We start from the raw sequence: 22,092 nt of genomic DNA, 5'->3' as shown, positions 1-22,092 counted from the left end.
TTAACGTATATTAGCGTTAAAATATCACAAGATCCCAATCCATTGCAAACCCACAAAACAACTACGAAACAATGCCCTTGCAATTCAATCCGGTAAAGCTATTTTCCGGTTCCGGTTCCACCGAATTATCCCAAAAGATCGCACAATCTTATGGCAAAAACCTTGGCGAGATGACCGTATCCCGCTTCAGCGACGGCGAAATCCAGCCTTTCTATAATGAATCTGTCCGTGGATGCGACGTATTCCTGATCCAATCCACCAACCAGCCAATGGATAATCTGTTCGAGCTGCTCTTAATGATTGACGCCGCCAAACGCGCCTCGGCACATTACATCATCGCGGTCGTTCCCTACTTCGGTTTTGCCCGTCAGGACCGCAAAGACAAACCCCGTGTAGCCATCGGCGCCAAAATGATTGCCAACCTCATCACGGCAGCGGGAGCCCATCGCATCATGACAATGGACCTCCATGCTGCGCAGATACAGGGCTTTTTTGATATTCCCGTAGACCATCTCGATGCCTCAGTCATTTTCGTACCCCATATTAAATCGCTTAACCTGCCCAATCTCACCATTGCTTCGCCCGACATGGGCGGTTCGTACCGGGCACGCACGTTTGCTAAATACTTTAATGCGGAAGTCGTGATCTGTGACAAACAGCGCAAACGTGCCAACGAAATTGAGTCGATGTCCATTATCGGCGACGTGGAAGGGCAGGACATCGTATTGATTGATGATATCTGCGATACAGCGGGCACACTCTCGAAAGCTGCTTCGCTTATCATGGAAAACGGTGCTACCAGCGTCCGTGCCGTGTGTACACACCCCGTCCTATCGGGTAAGGCTTACGACACCATCGAAAATTCGGCACTGACTGAACTGATCGTCACCGACACCATTCCCCTGAGACAGCAAAGTGAGAAGATCAAAGTGCTTTCCACAGCCGACCTGTTTGCCAATGCCATCAAGAATGTCAACGAGCATGGATCCATTAGTAACCTTTTCAAAGTGGATTAGGAAATCACATTTATTTGCACTAACTTTGCGGCCTTTAATTTTACATATACATATTTTTATTTCAAATGGAATCAATTGCTATTAGCGGTTCTTTAAGAAAGAACGTAGGGAAACGAGATGCGAAAGAGCTGCGCTACGAGGGTAAAGTACCCGCAGTGCTCTACGGTGGTAAGGAACAATACCACTTTGCCGTATCCGCAACTGATTTGAAACCGGCGATCTACACCCCGGATGTTCATTTCATCGATCTGGATATTGATGGTAAAAAACACAAAGCCATCCTTCAGGACGCACAATTCCATCCGCTTACGGATCAGGTGCGCCACGTAGATTTTCTTGAATTGAATGATAAAAAGGAAGTCTCATTGAATATCCCCATTAAACTGACCGGTACGTCGCCCGGTGTGAAAGTAGGTGGTAAACTGATCCAGAAACTACGCTCCCTCCGGGTAAAGGCACTTCCCAAAGATTTGCCGCAGTACATCGAAGTGAGCCTTGAAACTCTTGAAGTAGGCAAATCTGTACAGGTGGGCAGCATCCAATTGCAAAATGCAAAAGTGCTGAATAACACAGACGATACGATCGTATCCGTTGTTATGTCCCGCGCCCTGCGCCAGGCTGAACAGGAAGCCGCTAAGGCCGACAAGAAAAAATAATTACGCGGCATATGCCGTGCATGCGCGAAAAGCATCAGCCCATCGGCTGGTGCTTTTTGGTTTATATCCATCCAATGAATAAGTTTGTACCGAAATGGCAAAAAAGCAGCTAATTGTAGGTCTTGGTAATATCGGAGCAGAATATGCAGACACCCGGCATAACATCGGTTTCATGGTAGCCGACGAACTGGCCAAACAGGCGGAAGTCACCTTTTCTACCCTGAGATATGCTCATTATACTGAATACCGTCAACGCGGCAACAGTGTCTATGTCATCAAGCCGACCACCTACATGAATCTGAGTGGCAAAGCCGTAAACTACTGGATGCATGAACTGAAAATCCCGTTGCAAGAAGTGCTCGTCATTGTAGATGACCTCGCGTTGCCATTTGGCAAAATACGGCTCAGGGCCAAGGGCAGCAGCGCCGGACATAACGGGCTGAAAAGCATCGAATCCCTTTGTGGGGGTCAGGCCTATCCCCGTTTGCGCTTCGGAATCGGTGACAATTTCCCGAAAGGCCGGCAGATCGACTATGTATTAAGCGGATTTGACGATGATGAACAACCGGAGTTACCCCAGCTTATTGAACGATCCGTGCAAGTGATTAACAGCTTTGTTCAGGTCGGCATCGAACGTACGATGAACCTGTTCAATACTTAGCTGAGCTAAAAACGGTTATTTCCCCTTACCCCCATTCTTTTTGGTCGTAATTTCCACAACTCCTTTAGCACCTTTCTTTCCAAACTTTTCCTCCCCGGATTTTCCCTTCCACACGCGTATAGAATCAATTTCCGCGGCAGGTATTTCCTTAAACTCCTCAATGGTTATCTCCTCGCCATCAATCAGGTATAGCAAGTCATCGTGCTGGTTTCCCATCTGAAATAATGTATCCACTTCGCGCTGCTTTGTTTCAATGCGCAGAGAATCGTTAGACCGGATGGTATCCGCGGGTGTAGCACGCCGTGTAGCGTCCCCCGTGATTTCCTTTTTTTCAGCTCCCTTCTTCTTTGTCGTAATTAATATCACCCCCTTCTCACCGCGGCCCCCATAAATCGCAGTGGCAGATTTATCTTTCAAAACCGAAACACTTTCAATGATATTGGGATCAATGCCGTTTAGCTTTGCATATTCCAGTTCTTTGCCATCAACGAAAATAAGAGGATGCGAACGCGTCGTATCTACCCGTCCAATTATTCGGATATTTAACACACTGTCCGCAGTGCCTGTCCCGCTTTTCTTGTTGCCAATGGTATCCTGCTCAATCGTGTCCACAGCTATCGCATCGGCAGCCAAAGCAGGCACATTGTCTTCGTATGCTTTAGTTACCGTAAATACCAACACAAACGCGGCGATCACCGGCACCGCCAATATATATTTGCCCAGTTGCAACCGGGACGAACTCTGTTTGTTCATCATCATAATGCGTCTTTTTAAACTTCGGAAATTAAAACCATTTGCTAGATCCGGTTGCCTATCCAATTGCTGCCCGATGGCCAATAAACTGTATTGATAGGCCTTCTTATCCACCCCACTCATCAGCACCCCTCTGTCTGTGATAAATTCCAGGTTTTCGCGGATGGCAGCACGCAGCAACCATACCCCCGGATTAAACCAGGACAGCACACTGCCTAATTCAGCCAGCAATATATCGAATGTGTGCAGCTCATTCACATGAACCTGCTCGTGCCTGAAAATCTCCGCCAAATCCGACGGTCCGTGGTTATGCACATTCAGATAGATATGCCGCCAAAAGGAAAACGGCATAATATTACCGAAAACCTGACGGTATCTGAACCATTGCCAAACCGACGGCCGTGATTGCCGATGGATACGCCACAGACTTAGCAGCCGGATTGTAAGCTTCACCGCGCACCACAAACTTCCCACTCCGATCAAACCCACTATCCACGTCCACCAACCAAAGGTCCGGACCGGAACCTCATGCCAATCCGGAATCACATAGACCACCTCTGTGGGTATTCCATGTTCAGCCCCACCCAACCACTCCATAATATCCACCAACGGATACGTGAAAGAAAAAATGAGCGAGAACAGAAGATAAAACCGGTTAAGGTTATAAAAAGTCAGTCTGCGCAGCAATAACCGATATCCCAGATAGAAGAGAATAATGGAAAGATTGGCTTTCAACAAGTATATGATGATATCCGGCATGGCTATTCGCTTTTGTCCTCTTTAATCATCCGGATGATCTCATCCAGCTCCTCCGTACTGATCTTCTCTTCCCTGGCAAAAAAACTCACAAGCTCTTTATAGGAATTTCTGAAATAGTCACTTACAAATCCGTTCATAAATAACTTTTTGTAGTCCTCCTCTTTCACAAGCGCTTCATAACGATAGGCATTAGCGTATTTTACCGCTTTCACGTACCCCTTACGCTGCAGATTTTTCAGCGTAGAAGCCAACGTCGTATACGGAACCTTATCCCCTTCCATACAGTCCAACAACTCCTTGATAAATCCCCCTCCGTTTCGCCATATCAACTGCATGGCTTCCTCTTCCTGTTGTGTCAGTTTTTCCATTATTATTACGTTTATGTCGTAAATATACGAAAAAATCGTAAAAACAAAATAAAGAACAAAAAAAATTAAGAATGACGTTAATTTAACATAAAAAAGGCGTCAATAATCCATTCAAACACTGTTATTGTCTTTCAATTTCATTACATTTGCAATTCATCCAAAGAATTATGTCAGGAAAAGCTTCTATTTCAATAAACGGCAACTCTTACGATTTACCCCTCATCACGGGCACAGAAAATGAACAAGGCATCGACATCTCTAAATTAAGGGATTTATCCGGTGCGGTAACCGTAGACCCCGGATATAAGAATACCGGTGCAACGAAAAGCGAAATCACTTTTTTGGATGGTGAAAAAGGCATTTTACGTTACCGGGGGTATCCCATTGAACAGCTAGCCGAACAATCAACCTTTCTGGAGGTAGCTTATCTGCTGATTTTTGGTGAATTACCTTCAACTGACACATTAGCCGATTTCCGCAACAAAATCAGCAGGCATACGCTGATTCATGAGGACATGAAAAAATTCTTTGATGGTTTCCCGTCGAAATCACATCCCATGGGCCAACTGTCCTGTTTGGTAGGTGCTTTATCTGCCTTCTATCCAGAGTCACTGGATCCAAACCCTACGGAAGAGGAAGAAAATCTCACGATCATGAAATTGCTGGCTAAGATGCCGACGATTGTTTCATGGATCTATAAAAAGTCGCTTGGCCACCCGGTTATCTACCCCAGGAATGAACTCAATTACGTACACAATTTCCTGAACATGACCTTCGGACAGATTACCGAAGATATCACGATTGATAAATCGGTAGTAAGTGCGATGCACAAATTATTGATCTTACACGCCGATCACGAGCAGAACTGTTCTACTTCCACGGTCCGGATCGTAGGATCTTCCAATGCGAACCTGTATGCGTCCATTTCGGCAGGTATTTCCGCCCTTTGGGGTCCATTGCACGGGGGCGCTAACCAAGCGGTGATCGAAATGCTTGAGAACATCAAGAAAGACGGTGGCGATAGTGCCAAATGGCTGGCCAAAGCCAAGGACAAAAACGATCCGTTCCGTTTGATGGGTTTCGGGCATCGTGTATACAAGAATTTCGATCCGCGCGCCAAAATCATCAAAAAGGCTTGCGATGATGTACTGGAAAAACTGGGCATCAACGACCCGGTACTGGACATCGCCAAGGAACTGGAAGAAGCCGCACTGAAAGATCAATATTTTGTAGACCGTAAGCTATACCCCAATGTCGACTTTTATTCCGGCATCATTTACCGGGCGCTGGGATTTCCTACGGACATGTTTACCGTACTTTTTGCCTTAGGCAGGCTGCCGGGTTGGATTGCTCAATGGAAAGAAATGAAAGCGAACAAAGAACCGATCGGCCGCCCGCGGCAGATCTATACCGGCAGTACTCGACGGGACTACGTACCGCTCGATCAACGGTAATAGAAGCAAGAGGTGTCTTCCAAAAACGTGGAAAATGAGAGCGCTAATGGCGCAGAGAAAAGGGATTCTCGTTGATTAGGTACTCCGTGTTGATCTGCTCGATTCGTGTCATCTGCATGCCATCCTCTTTTAAACACCTTCGTTTTAGAACCATTCAAAATAACCTACTAACTTACTATATATTATCGTGTCAAATCCTTATGTTTGCACGATATTTTAACATATAGGACAAATTGGTCTTTTATATTACATATATGATTGTTGGCATGGTACTGTTTGGCTTCATTGCCGGCTTTACATTGTTTGCCGTATACAGTGAACGGAAAATCGCCGGATTTGTCCAGGATCGGCTCGGTCCGATGGAAACCGGCAAACACGGTGCACTTCAGACCGTAGCCGATATCCTCAAACTGATTCAAAAGGAATTCATCACACCCGCAGCGGCAGATAAAATCTTGTTTGTCGCGGCCCCCGTTGTTATTTTTATTGCCGTATTCCTGGGGTTCGCCGTGATGCCGTGGGCACCCGGACTGGCACCTTCTGCCCTCAATCTGGGACTTTTTTACGTCATTGCCATTATCTCTGTGGACGCCATTGGGTTGTTGATGGCGGGCTGGGGATCCAACAATAAATTCTCGCTGTTGGGTTCTATGCGAGCTGTGGCACAGATTGTCTCGTATGAAATCCCATCCGGCTTGGCGCTCATTTCGGCCGTCATGATTACCCAAACCCTTAACATGCAGGAGATTGTCGTCAATCAGGGCATCGCGTCGGAAGAAGCGTTACGTTTCCTGGGCCTGTGGGATGTATCCGGCATCGGTGGATTGCTAGCCTGGAATGTATTCCAGGCGCCACATCTGCTCATCGCCTATGTGATTTTCTTCATCGCATCATTAGCCGAATGCAACCGGGCACCGTTTGACATTCCGGAAGCCGAGTCCGAACTGGTGGGCGGCTTTCATACGGAATACGGGGGCCTTCGGTTTGCTTTCGTGTTCCTGGCTGAATATGCCCTCATGTTTCTGGTAGCCATGATCGGTGTGGTGGTGTTTCTCGGGGGGTGGAATACACCCTTACCTAATATTGGAGCAGTCCGGCTGGCCGATTGGACCACCGGATGGGTCTGGGGAATCTTTTGGACGCTTTCCAAGACCCTGCTGATCGTCGGTATACAAATGTGGATCCGTTGGACACTGCCCCGGCTCCGGGCCGATCAGTTAATGTCGCTATGTTGGAAAGTACTGACGCCATTTGCTTTTCTGTGCATGGCTATTTCGGGAATTTGGCGGATTGGGGTGATGGTTTGATAATTAATTGATAATTGATAGTTGATAGTTGATAGTTGATAATGAAGGAAAGGCCACTTTCAATTCTCAACTGTCCACTATCAATTAAGATAAATTTTTCATTAAGAAAAGAATGTTCAAAATAGCGTTACAAGCATTCATTACCGCAGCGAAAGGACTGGCGATCACGCTCGCCCACCTCTTCGGCGCACGCCGTTCGCGTGAAGTGCTTGATGTGCGCAAAGACGATTATTTCGATAAACAAACGGGCGTTACGACGGTACAATTCCCCAGGGAAAAGATGCCCATACCCGAGGTAGCGCGGTATCAGCTGGATGTAGAAATAGACGATTGCATCGTCTGCGACCTCTGTGCAAAGGCTTGCCCGGTGGATTGCATCACCATCGAGTCCATTAAAGCCACCGATGTAATCGGAAAAACTTCCGATGGAAGCGTAAAACGCCTGTACGCCGCCCAGTTTGATATCGATATGGCGAAATGCATGTATTGCGGTTTATGTACCGTGGTCTGCCCTACTGAGTGCATTACCATGACCGATCAATACGATCGCAGCATGACCAACCTGGCGGAACTGACGTACTCATTTGCTGAAATGACACCATCCGAAATCGAAGAGAAAAAACGGGAATGGACCAAATTCCAAGCCGAAAAGGAGGCGGCAAAAAGGAAATAATGGACATTACGGCATGGGTGTTTTACGGTTTTGCTGCGATAGCCATCGGATCTGCCTTATTGCTGGTAAGTATGCGGAATGTCGCCCGGTCGCTGTTTCTGTTTTTCATTGTCCTTTTTTCCGTTGCCGGATTATACGTATTTGCGCTGGCCGACTTTGTGGCGATCACGCAGATCCTGGTCTACGTAGGCGGTGTATTGGTATTGATGCTTTTTGCTTTTATGCTTTCCAATAAGGAGCTGCTGAATGACCTCCAGATGGGGACATCCCATTTCTTTGCTTTACCGGTATGGCAGTCGGTTATCCTGGCAGCCTCATTTCTATCCATCCTGATTTATGCATCTCTACACCTGGGAACGCATGAGCCGGCGTGGATCTTGTCATCCCGGGAAAGCGGTGCAATCCTGACTCCAACGGATCAAACCGTTCAGCACCTCGGCGTTCAGATCATGACGCGATATTTATTACCGTTTGAAATTATCTCCGTACTGTTGATGATGGCCTTGATCGGCGCTGCCCACCTTACACGAAAGGAGGCAAATCCGTGATTCCGCTTACACATTTCCTCATCGTGGGAGCCTGCCTGTTTGCAATCGGCTTATATACCGTCATGGCCCGGCGCAATGCCATTTTGGTATTGGTGGGCATTGAACTGATGATCAACGCTGCGATCCTGAATTTAGTGGCTTTCAGCCGGTATGATAAAACGGCATACGGCGGACAGGCATTTGCGTTGTTTGCCATTGTACTCGCGGCAGCGGCCGTAGCCGTTGCATTGGCCATCATACTCAATGCATATAAATTCTATAAATCAGTGAATCCGGAAGATATCAGAAACTTAAAGGATTAACGTAAAGACGAACGACGAAACATTGCCTACAACTGCACTGACATACCCGCTATTGGCTGCCTTATCGGCAGTGTTGCTGCCTTTCGCTGGATTCCTCCTATCAGCGGCCCTCGGCAAAAGAGCAGGAAACGGAGCAGTTGCCACTTCCGCTATTTTGCTGAGCCTGCTCGCAGCTTGTTATGCATTCGCCCAGATTTGGAATCAGCCCCCCATCCACATCCAGTGGCACTGGTTTACCATCGGCGAGCAGGCATTTCACGTGGGGGTGCTGCTTGATAACATGGCGGTGATGATGCTCGTTTTGGTAAGTCTGATTGCATTGCCCGTACACATTTATTCTGCGGCATATATGAAGGGCGATCCGGGTATCCATCGGTATTGGACATACCTGAGCCTTTTCTGCTTTGCGATGCTGGGATTGGTGGTTGCCGATAACCTGCTGCTCATGTATATCTGCTGGGAACTTGTGGGGTTTGCCTCCTACTTGCTTATCGGGTTCTGGTTTACCAAGGATGCCGCCGTTCAGGCCAATAAAAAGGCATTTATTGTGAACCGGATCGGAGACATCGGTTTCCTCATCGGCATGGCCCTTACCTATAGCCACCTGGGCACACTGGATACCAAGGCGCTGATCGAGGCTCCGGAAACCCTTCCCGCTCCGTGGCTCACCGTGGCAGGCCTCGCGTTTTTCCTCGGTGCCATGGCCAAATCGGCACAGTTCCCGCTTCATGTATGGCTGCCCGATGCCATGGAAGGTCCCACGTCGGTATCCTCCCTCATCCACGCAGCCACCATGGTCGCCGCCGGTGTATTTTTGCTGGCCCGTATATTCCCGGTATTCGATGCAACCGTTTTGCTGGTAATCGCCACAATCGGCACGGTAACGGCCTTTGCCGCTGCGTATTTCGCGCTGACCCAGTACGACATCAAGAATATCCTGGCTTTTTCCACCATTTCGCAACTGGGATTCATGATGGTAGGTATCGGTATCGGCATGTATCCGGTAGCCCTGTTTCACCTGGCCACCCACGCATTCTTCAAATGTCTGCTGTTCCTGTGCGCGGGTGCCATCATCCACGAAATGCAGCATGCCAAAGAAACATATGGCCTGGATATGGACCCCCAGGATATCCGCAACATGGGTGGTCTGCGCAAGCACATGCCTCTTACATTTACGGCCATGCTCATCGCCTCGCTGGCACTCGCCGGATTTCCGTTTACCGGGGGCTACCTTTCCAAGGATGCGCTGATCGTACATACGTTTGAATGGGCTGCGCTGCAGTCGGGGGCCGCGAAACTGATTCCTTATGTACTGGTCGCCGTCAGTATGCTGACCAGCTTCTACATTTTAAGGCTCCTGGCAAAAGTGTTCTTTGGCTCCCTTTCCATCCGTTCGGTCAAAAAAGACATCCGGATACACGAGGCCCCGATGCGGATGCTTGGCCCCATGCTGTTTTTGGCAGGCTGTTCCCTTTTCCCATTATTTTCGGTCAACCCACTGAACGATAGCTACGTATGGCTGATGCAGGGATTGACGTCTCCGGTTTCCACCTTGCCGCCGCTCCGGCTGCTGCATCTCGCCATTCCGGTGCTGACCACCGGGGTAACGTGTATCGTTGCCGGCGTCGCCTGGCAGTGGTATGTCAATGGGAAATATCCGCTGAAGGGCGGTGGACTGTTCTACCGGCTGTCTGAACACCAGGGATACCTTGACGCCCTGTATGGCGCCGCCGTGGTACGCCCAGTAGTCCGGCTGTCACAGCTGCTGCTTTGGGTGGACCACTACGTAGTAGATGGCATGGTAAATGGCCTTTCCGCGTTAGGGCGCTCTTTTGCCGCGGTAGCCGCGTGGTTGGATCAACGGCTTGTGGATGGCTTCGTAAGGCTGATCGGAAAAATAGCATGGGGGCTAGGCAATGTATTCCGCCGGCTCCAAAACGGCCGGCTCCAACATTACTTCGCTACCCTGTTTTTTATCATTTTGGTAATCCTGCTTTATCACATCGTCGTGTTACTATGAACCTGCACCTGTTAACCCTACTTATTTTCTTGCCCCTGGCGGCTGTACTGCTGATCGCATTCATTCCTGCGGCAAAAAAAAATACCTATAGATATATTGCGCTGTTCACGGGATTTTTGCAGTTGATATTGAGCGGAGGCATGTACTACCTTTTCCACCCCAAAGGAGCCGGTGTTACCGATGCCCGTCTGTATCAGTTCGTAGATCACATCCCTTGGATACGATTGGATATGGGCAGTCTGGGTCAGCTTGAAATTGATTATTTCGTCGGGGTCGATGGGCTTTCCATGCCGTTCCTATTCCTTACCTCGCTCATCATGCTCATTGCCGTGGGAGCTTCCTGGAATATCCAGAAAAGTACCAAAGGCTATTTCATCTTGCTGATGATCCTCAACATGGCGGTCATGGGGGTTTTTGCCGCCCTTGATTTCTTCCTGTTTTATATCTTCTACGAATTGATGCTGCTGCCCCTGTATTTCCTCATCGGCATCTGGGGAGGCGCAAGGCGCGAGTATGCAGCCATGAAGTTTTTCCTGTACACCTTATTCGGATCGGTGTTCATGCTTTTGATCATCGTGGGACTTTATTTTTCGGTAACCAATCCCGAAACCGGCGCGCATACATTCAACATGCTGCACATGATGAATCCGGCCAATTACACCCCCGGTTCCGTATTCTCGGCTGCTGCCAACCACGAATTACTTGGCATATCGGCCCGCCTACTGGGCTTCATCGTATTATTCGTTGCTTTTGCCATCAAGGTGCCCATTGTGCCCCTGCACACCTGGCTACCCGATGCGCACGTGGAAGCACCTACGCCCATATCCATCATACTGGCGGGTATTCTGCTCAAGGTGGGCGGATATGGAATCCTGCGCATCTGTTTCAGTATATTTCCCGATGCAGCACAGCAGTCGGCCTGGTGGCTGGGGCTCATCGGTGTCGTATCCATTGTTTATGGTGCGCTGGTGGCACTCGCCCAACGCGATCTGAAACGCATGATTGCTTATTCATCCGTCTCTCACATGGGGTTCGTATTACTCGGCATTGCCTCGTTTACCACAGAGGGAACTGCGGGTGCGGTATTCCAGATGATCAGCCACGGCTTCCTTTCCGCCGCCCTGTTCTTCCTCGTAGGTATGCTGTATGACCGCGTACACGACCGCCACATTTATCACTTCCGCGGATTGGCAAGTATCATGCCCCGGTTTACGGTGTTTGTAGCCATCACGTTTTTCGCCTCTTTAGGTCTGCCCGGCTTTTCAGCCTTCATCGGCGAAGTTTTTGTCATCATCGGCGCCTTCAATGCGGAAAGTGTAAACGGTATCCTACCCCGCTGGATGGCCATCGCCGGCTCGCTGGGAATCCTGCTCAGTGCCGCTTACTTCCTATGGACATTGCAACGGATGTTCTTCGGCCAGCCCCGCCTGAAAGGAGGCGAAGAATGGTCAAAGATGCTCGTTGATGCCTCTCCCCGGGAAACATTCATTATGGTACCCATGCTCGGATTGGCCCTGACACTCGGGATATACCCCGCATTGGCATTTGACAAAATCAATGCTTCCGTATTGGCCCTCGTGGAATTGGTAGGTAATAATTGACAGTTGATAATTGACAGTTGATAATTGACAGTTGATAATTGACAGTTGATAATTGATAATTAACATTTAACAATTGACCATTGACCATTGACAACATAAGCTATAAACTGGACCATATCCTCTCGGGTCTACCCGCGTTGTTGCCTGAAGTCGTGCTGGCGGTTACATTCCTCGCCAGTATAGGCACCGGATTGTTCCTGGACCGCCGCTGGAGGCAAGGTACATTGTCCATTACGCTCGGCGGTATCGCATTGGCGGGGATTTTTAGTGCCCTGCAATTAGCCCAGCCCGTGGCAAACGATCTGTTATTCGGAATGCTTGATGCGGACGGCTTCGGCCGATACACGCGTGTGCTCGTCGCGGTGGTTTGCCTGCTATTTGCCTTGTTTGTACATGCGAATCCGGACTTTGCCTCACACCGTAAGAAAACGGCCGACTTCTACAGCATCTTACTGGCTATGCACATCGGGCTGAATCTGATGGGGATGGCCACCAGCTGGTTGATGGTCTTCGTGTCCATCGAAATGGTATCCATCGGCTCATACCTCATGGTGGGGTACCTTGCCAAAGAAGCACGGCAGACCGAAGCCGCCATGAAATACGTGTTATTCGGCTCGGTATGTTCCGCCGTGATGCTATACGGCCTTTCTTTCCTGTATGGGTTCACGGGCGACCTGGATTTCACCTCTGAACCCCATGCCCGGGGATTGTCTGCTACGGCACCGCTGCTGCTGGCTACTGCATTACTGTTGGTCTTCACCGGCATCGGCTTCAAACTTTCGTTCGTACCGTTCCACTTCTGGACGCCCGATGTGTATCAGGGTGCTCCCACTCCCGTAACGGCTTTCCTCTCCACCGCTCCGAAGATCGCCGGCGTAGCCCTGCTTGCACGCATTCTCTATGCCTGGCCTGTGGGAAGTATCGCTTACCAATACCTGCAAACGCTGATATTGGTATCCGCCATCGCTACCATGCTGCTGGGAAACCTGGCTGCATTGCGCCAAACAGACGTAAAACGGATGATGGCTTATTCATCCATCGGCCATACGGGTTTCCTGATGATGGCCGTGCTGGCCTATTCTGCAGGAGAATATGCGGTTCTGTTGTTTTATCTGTCGGTATATTCACTGATGAACATGGGCGTATTCATGTTTGCAGCTTTTATCGAATCGCGAACGGGAGCCGCCGATGTAAATGAATATCGCGGATTAGGCCCGGTGATGCCGATTACATTTGTCGGCTTTGTGTTGCTGATGATTTCCCTTACCGGCATCCCTCCTACCTCCGGATTTGTTGCCAAGCTGCTGGTCTTTACTGCGGTTTTCGGCAACTGGCAGCTTACCGGCAATCCCGGTATGATCGCCCTGCTTATCGTGGGGGCACTCACAACGGTCATATCGCTGTTCTACTATTTCAAAATACCGCTGAATGCGTTCTTACGGAAGCCGGAGGAACCGATGGAAACTAAACCATTACGGTCATACATCGTTTTGATGGCCACGCTTATCACCCTGAGCGTACTGTTGCTGGGGATCTTTCCCGGATGGCTGATGAATCTGTTATAACACCGCCACGGTACTGCTTTGAAGTGATCTATTTCACCCGCCGCATCTTTATGGCCAACGCTGCATAGCTCAGTAACCCGAATACCACCGTCAATATCGCCAGGGCAATCAATTGTGAGCCGATGGCCCCTAACCATCCTTCCTGCATCAGCATAATGCGGTATGCACTGAGAAAATGGGTGAGGGGAATGACGTCGGCAACCAGGGCGACCCAGCCGGGCATCTGGCTTAGCGGCCAGGTAAATCCACTGAGCACAAAACTTGGCGTAGCCACCACCATCAGGACTTCCGTCGCCTTCAGCTGATTGGGTATCAGGATGCTCACCAGGATGCCCATAAATGAAGAGGCAGCGACAAAGAGTGCAAACAGCAATAAACTGGCGCCGGGCTGGTGCGGAATCAGCGGAATGTGGAAATACTGCTGCAACCCCCAGAAAAACAAACCTATCGGAATCATCATCAGCCAATAAGGCATGCATTTCACTAAAATGGCTAGTAAGGGTGAGCGTGTTTGCGCAAGCAATTCCGACTGGAATGTACCGCGCTCGTACTCCTGCGCAAAACTCAACGCCAGCGCCAACAGAAGCACCTGCTGCACAATGGTAGCAAGCATACCCGGCCATAAGAAACTCATGTAATTGGACGAACGGTTATATAGCCGCACATAGTTGGTGCTGAACGCTTCATACTTTTTCGAAACCGCATAGTCAGGGGTACCCCGTTTACGGAGTGCCTCCATTTCCAGCCCCGCATTCAGCGAACCGAGTACGACCTGGATGGAACGGGAGGCATAGTTGGCCGTAAGGATGTTTGCCAGGTTGATCTGTACGTTGATTTCGGGCGACCGGTTCTGAAGCACATCCGCTTCAAAACGATCGGGGATGATCACGATTGCCTGCCCATCCAGCCGGATCAGGTCCCGTTTTAGGTCCATCCGCTCGGGTTTAACCTCGACCACATGAAGTACTTCATTGTCATTCAGCATGTCAACCAACCGGTTGCTCAGCGGTGTATTATCCTGGTCGACCACCAGAATGTTCAGATCGGTGACCTTGCCTTTCTGATAAACGAAGCCGAACAATACACCATACAGTACCGGCGCACCGATAAAGAGTAGCCGCAGCACGGAATTGCCCCAGAAAAGCCGGAACTCGCGCTTGACCAATTGAATGAACGTACGCATGATCAGTAGTTAAGAATTACGGTGGCGTTATTTAACAATTTATCGGTTTCAGCAACCTGTACGGGACGAACCTTCACTTCGTAAACCGCCTCCTCCAATTGGTAGTCCGGATATGCGGTAGACACATCCGCATACCTCGCCAATTGCTTGATGGCAGTAATTTTCGCTTCAACGGTTTCATCGAGGTATGGCACAAATACCCGGATTTGCGCATCCGGCTGTACCCTGCCTATTTCGCTCTCCGGCAGCGTGAACCGGAACCAGGTAGTATGCGGCAGGTATCCGTTGAAAATGCTGTAGCCCGGCGTGGCAAGTTCGCCAACATGCAGGGAAATGGTTTCAATGGTCATATCGGCCGGCGCAAGAATATAGCGCTCGTCAGATGCCACTTCCGCTTCGCGCAGGGCACCGGTGGCCCGTTCCTGCTGGCCAAGCGCCATGAGCCTATTCTCAATGCGTACGCCGGATTTCGCCTCTGCGAGTTCGGCCACCACGGCATCGTATTGCGCCCGCGCACCCTGGAATTTAGCCATTGCCTCATCGTAGCTCTGCGGGGAAATCAGCGAATCCGCAAACATAGCCTCTACACGGCTGAACGATTTACGGGCAAATTCGTATTGTTCCTTCAGTGCGTCATGCTTCGCCTGCAGTTGCTTCAGTTGGTTGGCGGTAGCACCACGCTCGGCCATCTCATATTGGGCCGATGCCGCACGCACAGCTCCCTGCGCCTGAGCAATTTTTGCATCAACTTCGGGAATGTCCAGGACGGCCAGGGTATCCCCCTGTTTGACCCGGTCCCCTTCAGAAACCCATAACTTCGCTACCCGTCCGGGCACCTTTGTGGTCACCGTGATGGCGTCCCTTTTGATCTTGCCTTCAATGCCTTTCTCCACGGGCGTGCTGCAGGACGACAGGGCAGCAGCCAAAAGAGCAAAGGATACTGTTTTGATATTCATGGTTTGTAAATTTTGCATAACTGTTAGTTTAATTTTTCTAGGGTTAAATCTCCCGTGGCCATCAGCAATCGATAGGCTGCCCGCCGCTGATTGAAAACCACTTGATAATAATCCAGTGCAGCCTGTTGATAGTCCGTTTCCGCGGCAATACGTTCCGCGGGTTTTATCAATCCGACACGGGATTCTTTCTGGGCAATATCAAGCGCTTTCTGGGCCGTATTTAACCGCGTCTGTCCGGTTACCACTTGTTTATTGGCCAATTCATATTCCGTCTGCGCTTTCACAAGGTTCAAATTCAGGAGTTCCTCGGCTTCCTGTCGTTCATTTTCAGCTTTCTGAACTTCAATTCTGGCCTTATTCACTGCCCGCTTTCCCTGCAGACCATCAAATAAGTTCCAACGGAACCCCACGCCGACCATGTAACTCGGGAAGGCCTGCAGGCGGTTGGCACCCAAATGGATCGGCTGACCGCTCACCGGAAGGGTGTACGGAGTTTTCAGTGAACCGTCGGTGAGGCCGTAATAGCCAACACGGGCCAATGCCTGTACCTGCGGTATCCAATGGGTGCGTTCCGCCTGCACTTTATAACGGTTTGCCTCAATGGCAGCATCGAGCGCGGCGATCTCCGGCCGGTTATCAATGCCACCTGTATTTGTTGCCAGCGAATATGGATGGAGCGTATGTTCAATTGCATCCAATGAATCCACAGGTATGTCGGTAAGCTGATGCAATTGCCTGATCAGCAATCCGCGTTTCCCCTCATATTCCTGCTGCCTAGCCGCTAATGTCGCTTCCGCAACAGCTATTTTATTTAATTCGTAGGAAGTGATAAGTCCATATCCAAATGCCTTTTCGGCAGTCTTTTTCTCGATGTCAAGCCGTCTGCTGCTTTCTTCCAGTACAAGTTGTACCTGACGGAGCAATGCCAGCTGATCGTAAGCAGTGCTGACCTGATCGATGATTTCCTGCCTACCCTTTTCCAGCATGATCTCCTGCGCCCGTATCTTGTGGTCAAGCGCCTTACCCAGCTTAGGGGCCTTGGTGCCGGTGAATAACACCGCCGAAGCCGTGATGTCTGAAATCCACAGGTTACTCCTGGACTGGAACCGTTCGTTGCCGTCAAACAACTGTATATTCAATATCGGAAGCGTAGTGGTTGGAAGATCCACCAACACCTCCGTGTTCAAATGCGCAAATTTTCCGTTTGCCTCCACACGCGGCAGGTACGTCTCTTTAATGCTGCTGCGGGTTTCCCGTTCGGACTGGATGTCCAATTCCGCATTGGCAAGTGAATGGCTTTTCAGGATCGCACGTTCTGCCAGCTGCGCCAGCGTAGGGGCCTCTTGACCGATACCGATCAGTGGCAGTGAAACCAACGCGAATAAAATATTCAATCTACTCTTCATGGTTGTATATACAACTATTTAAAAAAATTATTTCAGATTTTCGTATACTTTTTTCAACGTATCTTTCGCAACACCGATATCTCCTGCATCTACTCCAGCTAGTGCCTCACGCAATGTTTGAGTTGCCTGTTTCATACACACTTCTTTTAGTTGCCTTCCCGCCTTCGTGAGGTAAATCAGGTTGGTGCGCCGATCCCCTTTATCGGTAACACGTATAACCAAACCGTTCCGCTCCATATTGTCTATCAAACGGGTAACAGTCGTCTTTTCGCGGAATGTTCGCTGCGCCAATTCCTGCTGTGTAAGCTCCTCCTCTTCCCAAAGCGCATACAGGATACTCCATTGTTCACTGGTGATTTCGATGCCGGCGTCACGAAAGTTTTTCTGTAAGCGCCGGGATAATGCCGTATAAGCCTTCCCCGTCAGGAAATCATAAAATGTTTTGGTTTCAATGATATTGTTATCCATTTTATATATAGTTGCATATACAACAATCAATCTTCATGCCAAAATGAAATAAGTCCGAGAACCAAAATCATTTGCGTATTTTTGTTTGCTTTCCTGACATGAAACATGAAGCTCGACTGTGAATATGCGATTATTTTATAATATGCGTACACGTTCAGCAATAAAGGAGCTCAATAAGGTATTGTACGACACGATCATTGAATATGACAAATCTTGCCTGAAAAATCCGGTCAAGAGGGAAGATTTTTTGGTGGATGATAATGGTGTGTTAATGACACTCAAAATATTATCGACCAACGGATTACACATATCAGAGACATTTTTCCGGTCAAACAGGCCATTGACTGTTGAATGGATGACAGAAAAACCTCATATTCGGTTTTTCCTTTTCTTTAGTGGGCAATCTCATGTGTACGATGGTGCCGGAAATGAGAATTATACGAACAGCGTCGGAACGGTGCAACGCAATTTTTTGGATACAGCGGGTGGGGGAGGTACAGCCATTATACATGAAAATGTTGGTGCGCGTTTTGTGAATATCAAAATGACCTTAGATTTCTATATCAATCTATTGAAGGACGACGATTGGCTCAATCAAGACTCTTTTCACCAATATGTACTTTCAGGGAAACCACAGAACCGACCCAATGAGATCTTATTTATGGACTTGAAAATCCTGTCTATTACTCAGGAAATTTTAAATAGTGATGGCATGGATGATGAGTATCGTTACCATTTTATCTGCCTGAAGATCAGAGAATTTATTTTTTCACTACACCTGAATGCTCATAGTAGGATGCAGTCAAAGAAGGTATATTCGCCTTCAGATAATATAGAGAATGTCAGATCCTATCTAATTCTAAATCTGAACAATCCACCGAACAGTGCCGAGCTTGCAAGAATATTTAGGATAAACGAAAAGAAGCTGAAAGAGGATTTCAAGAGACAATACGGTATGACCATTTATGCGTATGTCGTTCAGGTAAGAATGGAGAAGGCAAAGAAGCTCCTATTGGAAGATCATAATGTCAATGAAGTGGCAACACTGCTCCGCTATCAAAGTGTCTCCCATTTTATCAAAGTCTTTAAATCAAAGCATGGCTATACCCCGAAGGAATTCGTAAAGCACTTTGGATGCGACCAACTAATTTGAACACGGCAAGCGCAACATATATTCTCCGTAATCCAATGGCAATGTTACGATTATTTAAAACCACTTGTCACTGGTGTCCTATTAAAATCTAATAAAATTGATGTTTGTTTCTGATAAACAAATAGTTGTGGCTGATTTTCAAGTAAACGGACTTGATTTTGTGAATTTGTATTTCAAAAAGAAAAAGTATGCTTCAGGCATTGTGGGCTATGATATTTTTTGATTTTTAAAACTTCCCGATTTTATGGGACACTTATGAGTAATGAAAGCAAATCACAACACGCAATCAGTGGGGCAATAAATCAAACAGCTGTGCCTAATATCCTATACCTATCTATTCCATATCTCAACCTATTTATCTAAATCCCCACTTCGGAGGATGTGCAGTCGCGATTGCCCGCGTTCTAACCGCATAGCTATCTGGAGAGATTGAAAACAGGATTGCACGAGAGCGTGACAACTTACGGTACATTGGCAACTGACGTAATAATTTCTTTTTATCGGGTAATGAGAGAAAGTGCTGTAAACAACTGATAAACAATGTGAAAATGGCAATCTTGAAGAAAATAAGTGGGAGCGGGTTCGATATCCCCGAATTTTTTTCAACTGAACCCACAGATACAGAACTCGAACTCTTTTTTTGGAAGATTTAAGACGATAACCATAAAAATTTAAAAATTGATTTTGTGTGAAAAACTCACTACATTTGAAATTATGTCAACTATCAGGATTGAAATATTGAACCCCAATGCGTTGAAGCTGATTGAGGGCATGCAGGATTTAAAACTCATCAAGGTAAGTGATGAGCCTGAATCCAAGCTAAAGGCTTATCTGAAAAAGATGAGGAGAAATGCTGTTTCCGTACCAACCATTGATGAAATCACCGAAATCGTTGAGGAAGTGAGATCGGAAAGGCATGGCAAAAAATAAACCCGCCAACCTCATCATAGACACCAACTTGTGGATTAGTTTCATCATTTCGAGGAAATATCACCTGCTGGATAAATTGTTATATGCGAAAAAGGTGCGAATTTTGTTCAGTTTGGAACTTATCGAGGAACTTGAAGCCACAATCAGCAAACCTAAACTTCGTAAGTATTTTACCGGAGATGCATTAACTGATATGCTGGAGACATTTGATGCCTTTATCGATATTGTAGCCGTGAAAAGTAATGTAGAAATCTGTAGAGATCCAAAAGATAATTTTCTCTTGGAGCTGGCCAAAGACGGGAAAGCAACCTATTTGCTAACGGGGGATAACGATTTATTGGATATCCAAACATTCGGCCGTACCAAAATATTGACGTTAACCCATTTCCTTCACTTAATGGGTGACGATTAGGCCATCCCACCGCCCCGACCAAATAAACACCCCTGTCCTAAGACCTTATCTTTGCTCAGCGCAAGACGTTCAAACAAGGATGAGTTTATTTTTCTTTCAAGTTCCCTGTATCCCCAATTTTCCAGTACGGATCGACCGCAGGGAGTTCACGAATGCCGAAGAAAACAGACAAGCCATGAGTAATGAAAGCAAATCACAACTATATAATTATCTCAAGGACAAACGATTAAATGTCACGGATAAGCTGACAAAACCACTAGCTACAAAGTCTGAACATTTTTGACGCTACGCTCCCGAACACCATCGGCTTCCAAAAAGCGGCTGAAAAAGAATGACTCATTTGCCAAGAATATAATGGATTAAAAATTATAAAAATCAGTAAATATAATTATAATTTACCGTCTTTTCACTGTCTATTTATCATCTTTTTATAGTCTTTATTAGGATGAAAACACTATAGAATATATATATTTTATACTATAATTATAAATTATATTGAAGAATCCTATAATTATTAATTCAATTTAATTTGGAATACTTCTCAGAATTTTTTAAAATTGTTTTTGAAAACGGATGTAACAGCTAATAAGATAAGCAGATGGCAACTTTTAAAGAAGGCATAAACGGCCCGTTTAAAGGCAAGGTAGGTAGTGTGATTGGTAGCAGCTGGCGGAAAATTCATTACATGAAAGGTATGCGCAAAGTGAAGCGCAACAAGCCAAAGCCTTCGGATAAGCAGGCCGTACAGCATCATAAGTTCAGGCTGCTCAACCGGTTTTTTATGCCGATCGCTCGGGTGCTCGATATCGGTTTCCGTGGCCATACCAGCAGGGCCACCGCGAAAAACGTGGCTTTCGGCTACAATTATGACCACGCGTTCGTGGAAGACGGCGACCAGATCAAACTCAACTACCCGGCCCTGAAATTTAGCCACGGATCACTGTACACCGCAGGCGCGGAACAGGCGTCATTGATTGGCGAGGGTATCAAAGTGATTTGGGATCCCAAGACTTACGGCGTGGGTGGTGCGATGGACGACGTAGGCTACGCCATCGCCTACAGTGTTTCGTCGGATCTGCTCCTCTGCCAAACCGCACTGCGGCATGAGGGGGAGGTAGTCATCCCTTTTGAAGAGCAGATAAGGGGACCCGAAATGCATGTTTGGCTGTTCTTTGCCGATAGCAGGGGAAAGCAGGTTTCCCGCACCGAATACATTCCGTTGACAGACCCAGAAGCCTAACCCAAAACGCAATGGATTTTTTCTACGACAAGAGCAAACCGAAAGTGAAGGAGAAATCGTATGGCAAACTAGCCGTACAGCAGCGGCTGCGCCTGGCGATGGCTTTCCTCAATCCGCTGCGCTCCATCATCGCCCAAACCTGGTTGGGTTACGGCAAGGGCAACAAAAGCAAGGCTTTTGGCCAGGCACTCAAAAAGCTGATACAAGATGCCATAGAAGGGCAGTATCCCGATCAGTGGATCGCGCCCGACCGCGTGGCAATCAGCATTGGGATGCTTCCATCTGTCGACATCCAGGATGTAGTACTCGGGCCGGAAGCACTTGAAATCTATTTCTCCAGTGAAGAAAACCCGTTGGCAAAGGCAGCCGATGAGGTGGTGCTGGTAGCGTACAGTCCGGATGCAGGTATCGCAGGCCGCAATCCGCTCACCTGTACCCGCAAGGAGGGATATATCAAAGTAGACCTGCCCCCGCAGTTGCAGGCAACGCCGTTTCATGCCTATCTCTTTGTGCATAGCGCCAGCAAAAAGCAGTACAGTAAAAGTGTGTATGTGGGGTACATGAATAACGACGGGATCAACGTAGACATGCCCGAAGAAGACCGCGCTTAAAAAGCGTGATTCTTTTTAAGCGCAGTATCTTCGTTCGGTGCGCTGGTCAA

The 22,092-nt window shown here is 47.9% G+C and carries 22 protein-coding genes; 16 read left to right on the top strand and 6 right to left on the bottom strand.

Features of this window, described 5'->3' with window-relative positions:
• Window positions 1–71: 71 nt before the first annotated feature.
• The 3 genes from IEX60_RS05280 to pth all read left to right on the top strand — a co-directional run bounded on the left by IEX60_RS05280 (window position 72) and on the right by pth (window position 2,333).
• On the top strand, window positions 72–1,016 hold the full coding sequence (locus IEX60_RS05280; protein ID WP_188748203.1) for a ribose-phosphate pyrophosphokinase: 945 nt from the start codon (window positions 72–74) through the stop codon (window positions 1,014–1,016).
• Window positions 1,017–1,081: 65 nt separating this feature from the next.
• Window positions 1,082–1,672: a 50S ribosomal protein L25/general stress protein Ctc gene (locus IEX60_RS05275; protein ID WP_188748201.1), complete on the top strand. Its 591-nt coding sequence runs from the start codon at window positions 1,082–1,084 to the stop codon at window positions 1,670–1,672.
• Between the two features lie 94 nt (window positions 1,673–1,766).
• Window positions 1,767–2,333, top strand: a complete 567-nt coding sequence (gene pth / locus IEX60_RS05270) for an aminoacyl-tRNA hydrolase (protein ID WP_188748199.1) — start codon at window positions 1,767–1,769, stop codon at window positions 2,331–2,333.
• 15 nt (window positions 2,334–2,348) lie between these two features.
• Here pth and IEX60_RS05265 read toward each other — a convergent pair whose 3' ends face one another.
• Both IEX60_RS05265 and IEX60_RS05260 read right to left on the bottom strand, forming a co-directional pair.
• Complete coding sequence (locus tag IEX60_RS05265) at window positions 2,349–3,845, bottom strand: M56 family metallopeptidase (RefSeq protein ID WP_188748197.1); 1,497 nt, start codon at window positions 3,843–3,845, stop codon at window positions 2,349–2,351.
• A 2-nt stretch (window positions 3,846–3,847) separates the two neighbouring features.
• Window positions 3,848–4,213 (bottom strand): BlaI/MecI/CopY family transcriptional regulator, encoded by a 366-nt coding sequence (locus IEX60_RS05260; protein WP_188748195.1) that lies wholly within the window; start codon window positions 4,211–4,213, stop codon window positions 3,848–3,850.
• A 167-nt stretch (window positions 4,214–4,380) separates the two neighbouring features.
• On the opposite strand from IEX60_RS05260, the gene IEX60_RS05255 reads away from it, so the two are divergent.
• The 8 genes from IEX60_RS05255 (at window position 4,381) to IEX60_RS05220 (ending at window position 13,683) form a co-directional block, all read left to right on the top strand.
• Complete coding sequence (locus tag IEX60_RS05255) at window positions 4,381–5,667, top strand: citrate synthase (RefSeq protein ID WP_188748193.1); 1,287 nt, start codon at window positions 4,381–4,383, stop codon at window positions 5,665–5,667.
• 254 nt (window positions 5,668–5,921) lie between these two features.
• Window positions 5,922–6,974 (top strand): complex I subunit 1/NuoH family protein, encoded by a 1,053-nt coding sequence (locus IEX60_RS05250; protein WP_188748184.1) that lies wholly within the window; start codon window positions 5,922–5,924, stop codon window positions 6,972–6,974.
• Window positions 6,975–7,086: 112 nt separating this feature from the next.
• Window positions 7,087–7,647, top strand: coding sequence for a 4Fe-4S binding protein (locus IEX60_RS05245; RefSeq protein ID WP_188748182.1), 561 nt, complete (start codon window positions 7,087–7,089; stop codon window positions 7,645–7,647).
• Window positions 7,602–8,195, top strand: a complete 594-nt coding sequence (locus tag IEX60_RS05240; protein ID WP_229717430.1) for an NADH-quinone oxidoreductase subunit J family protein — start codon at window positions 7,602–7,604, stop codon at window positions 8,193–8,195. Before IEX60_RS05245 ends, IEX60_RS05240 begins: the two co-directional genes overlap by 46 nt.
• Window positions 8,192–8,497 carry an NADH-quinone oxidoreductase subunit NuoK gene (nuoK, locus tag IEX60_RS05235; RefSeq protein ID WP_188748180.1) on the top strand — a complete coding sequence of 102 codons (306 nt, stop codon included), beginning with the start codon at window positions 8,192–8,194 and terminating at the stop codon, window positions 8,495–8,497. The genes IEX60_RS05240 and nuoK overlap by 4 nt, the downstream gene beginning before the upstream one ends.
• 22 nt (window positions 8,498–8,519) lie before the next feature.
• On the top strand, window positions 8,520–10,517 hold the full coding sequence (gene nuoL / locus IEX60_RS05230; protein WP_188748178.1) for an NADH-quinone oxidoreductase subunit L: 1,998 nt from the start codon (window positions 8,520–8,522) through the stop codon (window positions 10,515–10,517).
• A complete protein-coding gene (locus IEX60_RS05225; RefSeq protein ID WP_308420734.1) occupies window positions 10,514–12,118 on the top strand; it encodes a complex I subunit 4 family protein in 1,605 nt (534 codons plus the stop codon). The genes nuoL and IEX60_RS05225 overlap by 4 nt, the downstream gene beginning before the upstream one ends.
• A gap of 80 nt (window positions 12,119–12,198) precedes the next feature.
• Window positions 12,199–13,683, top strand: coding sequence for an NADH-quinone oxidoreductase subunit N (locus IEX60_RS05220; protein ID WP_188748176.1), 1,485 nt, complete (start codon window positions 12,199–12,201; stop codon window positions 13,681–13,683).
• A 28-nt stretch (window positions 13,684–13,711) separates the two neighbouring features.
• Here the strand turns inward: IEX60_RS05220 and IEX60_RS05215 are convergent, their stop codons facing one another.
• Genes IEX60_RS05215 through IEX60_RS05200 form a run of 4 tightly spaced genes read right to left on the bottom strand, consistent with a single transcriptional unit; the run spans window position 13,712 to window position 17,696 of the window.
• Window positions 13,712–14,866 (bottom strand): ABC transporter permease, encoded by a 1,155-nt coding sequence (locus IEX60_RS05215; RefSeq protein ID WP_188748164.1) that lies wholly within the window; start codon window positions 14,864–14,866, stop codon window positions 13,712–13,714.
• A gap of 2 nt (window positions 14,867–14,868) precedes the next feature.
• On the bottom strand, window positions 14,869–15,822 hold the full coding sequence (locus IEX60_RS05210) for an HlyD family secretion protein (RefSeq protein ID WP_229717429.1): 954 nt from the start codon (window positions 15,820–15,822) through the stop codon (window positions 14,869–14,871).
• 23 nt (window positions 15,823–15,845) lie between these two features.
• Entirely contained in the window at window positions 15,846–17,228 is a 1,383-nt protein-coding gene (locus IEX60_RS05205) for a TolC family protein (protein ID WP_188748160.1), read from the bottom strand.
• Window positions 17,229–17,255: 27 nt separating this feature from the next.
• Window positions 17,256–17,696: a MarR family winged helix-turn-helix transcriptional regulator gene (locus tag IEX60_RS05200; protein ID WP_188748158.1), complete on the bottom strand. Its 441-nt coding sequence runs from the start codon at window positions 17,694–17,696 to the stop codon at window positions 17,256–17,258.
• 142 nt (window positions 17,697–17,838) lie between these two features.
• Between IEX60_RS05200 and IEX60_RS05195 the strand changes: the two genes are divergently transcribed.
• The 5 genes from IEX60_RS05195 (at window position 17,839) to IEX60_RS05175 (ending at window position 22,042) form a co-directional block, all read left to right on the top strand.
• Complete coding sequence (locus tag IEX60_RS05195; protein ID WP_188748156.1) at window positions 17,839–18,849, top strand: helix-turn-helix domain-containing protein; 1,011 nt, start codon at window positions 17,839–17,841, stop codon at window positions 18,847–18,849.
• A 714-nt stretch (window positions 18,850–19,563) separates the two neighbouring features.
• Entirely contained in the window at window positions 19,564–19,779 is a 216-nt protein-coding gene (locus IEX60_RS05190) for a hypothetical protein (RefSeq protein ID WP_188748154.1), read from the top strand.
• The gene (locus IEX60_RS05185; RefSeq protein ID WP_188748152.1) at window positions 19,766–20,191 is read left to right on the top strand and encodes a putative toxin-antitoxin system toxin component, PIN family; all 426 of its coding nucleotides are present in this window, start codon (window positions 19,766–19,768) and stop codon (window positions 20,189–20,191) included. The genes IEX60_RS05190 and IEX60_RS05185 overlap by 14 nt, the downstream gene beginning before the upstream one ends.
• 598 nt (window positions 20,192–20,789) lie before the next feature.
• Complete coding sequence (locus IEX60_RS05180; protein WP_188748150.1) at window positions 20,790–21,431, top strand: DUF6266 family protein; 642 nt, start codon at window positions 20,790–20,792, stop codon at window positions 21,429–21,431.
• A gap of 11 nt (window positions 21,432–21,442) precedes the next feature.
• A complete protein-coding gene (locus IEX60_RS05175) occupies window positions 21,443–22,042 on the top strand; it encodes a DUF6266 family protein (RefSeq protein WP_188748148.1) in 600 nt (199 codons plus the stop codon).
• Window positions 22,043–22,092: the final 50 nt, after the last annotated feature.

It is taken from the genome of Parapedobacter defluvii (genome assembly GCF_014642075.1).
Classification (GTDB): domain Bacteria; phylum Bacteroidota; class Bacteroidia; order Sphingobacteriales; family Sphingobacteriaceae; genus Parapedobacter; species Parapedobacter defluvii.
The sequence above is the reverse complement of the archived record's forward strand: the minus strand, read 5'-3'. Positions and strand labels throughout refer to the sequence as shown.

What these genes read in the sequence shown, in the direction of transcription:
- IEX60_RS05260 (WP_188748195.1), bottom strand. Translation starts at nt 4,213, where the DNA reads ATGGAAAAACTGACACAACAGGAAGAGGAAGCCATGCAGTTGATATGG.
- IEX60_RS05275 (WP_188748201.1), top strand. Translation starts at nt 1,082, where the DNA reads ATGGAATCAATTGCTATTAGCGGTTCTTTAAGAAAGAACGTAGGGAAA.
- IEX60_RS05280 (WP_188748203.1), top strand. Translation starts at nt 72, where the DNA reads ATGCCCTTGCAATTCAATCCGGTAAAGCTATTTTCCGGTTCCGGTTCC.
- IEX60_RS05200 (WP_188748158.1), bottom strand. Translation starts at nt 17,696, where the DNA reads ATGGATAACAATATCATTGAAACCAAAACATTTTATGATTTCCTGACG.
- IEX60_RS05195 (WP_188748156.1), top strand. Translation starts at nt 17,839, where the DNA reads ATGCGTACACGTTCAGCAATAAAGGAGCTCAATAAGGTATTGTACGAC.
- IEX60_RS05255 (WP_188748193.1), top strand. Translation starts at nt 4,381, where the DNA reads ATGTCAGGAAAAGCTTCTATTTCAATAAACGGCAACTCTTACGATTTA.
- IEX60_RS05215 (WP_188748164.1), bottom strand. Translation starts at nt 14,866, where the DNA reads ATGCGTACGTTCATTCAATTGGTCAAGCGCGAGTTCCGGCTTTTCTGG.
- IEX60_RS05210 (WP_229717429.1), bottom strand. Translation starts at nt 15,822, where the DNA reads ATGAATATCAAAACAGTATCCTTTGCTCTTTTGGCTGCTGCCCTGTCG.
- IEX60_RS05265 (WP_188748197.1), bottom strand. Translation starts at nt 3,845, where the DNA reads ATGCCGGATATCATCATATACTTGTTGAAAGCCAATCTTTCCATTATT.
- IEX60_RS05240 (WP_229717430.1), top strand. Translation starts at nt 7,602, where the DNA reads ATGGACCAAATTCCAAGCCGAAAAGGAGGCGGCAAAAAGGAAATAATG.
- IEX60_RS05175 (WP_188748148.1), top strand. Translation starts at nt 21,443, where the DNA reads ATGGATTTTTTCTACGACAAGAGCAAACCGAAAGTGAAGGAGAAATCG.
- IEX60_RS05185 (WP_188748152.1), top strand. Translation starts at nt 19,766, where the DNA reads ATGGCAAAAAATAAACCCGCCAACCTCATCATAGACACCAACTTGTGG.
- IEX60_RS05205 (WP_188748160.1), bottom strand. Translation starts at nt 17,228, where the DNA reads ATGAAGAGTAGATTGAATATTTTATTCGCGTTGGTTTCACTGCCACTG.
- IEX60_RS05250 (WP_188748184.1), top strand. Translation starts at nt 5,922, where the DNA reads ATGATTGTTGGCATGGTACTGTTTGGCTTCATTGCCGGCTTTACATTG.
- IEX60_RS05180 (WP_188748150.1), top strand. Translation starts at nt 20,790, where the DNA reads ATGGCAACTTTTAAAGAAGGCATAAACGGCCCGTTTAAAGGCAAGGTA.
- IEX60_RS05245 (WP_188748182.1), top strand. Translation starts at nt 7,087, where the DNA reads ATGTTCAAAATAGCGTTACAAGCATTCATTACCGCAGCGAAAGGACTG.
- pth (WP_188748199.1), top strand. Translation starts at nt 1,767, where the DNA reads ATGGCAAAAAAGCAGCTAATTGTAGGTCTTGGTAATATCGGAGCAGAA.
- IEX60_RS05190 (WP_188748154.1), top strand. Translation starts at nt 19,564, where the DNA reads ATGTCAACTATCAGGATTGAAATATTGAACCCCAATGCGTTGAAGCTG.
- IEX60_RS05225 (WP_308420734.1), top strand. Translation starts at nt 10,514, where the DNA reads ATGAACCTGCACCTGTTAACCCTACTTATTTTCTTGCCCCTGGCGGCT.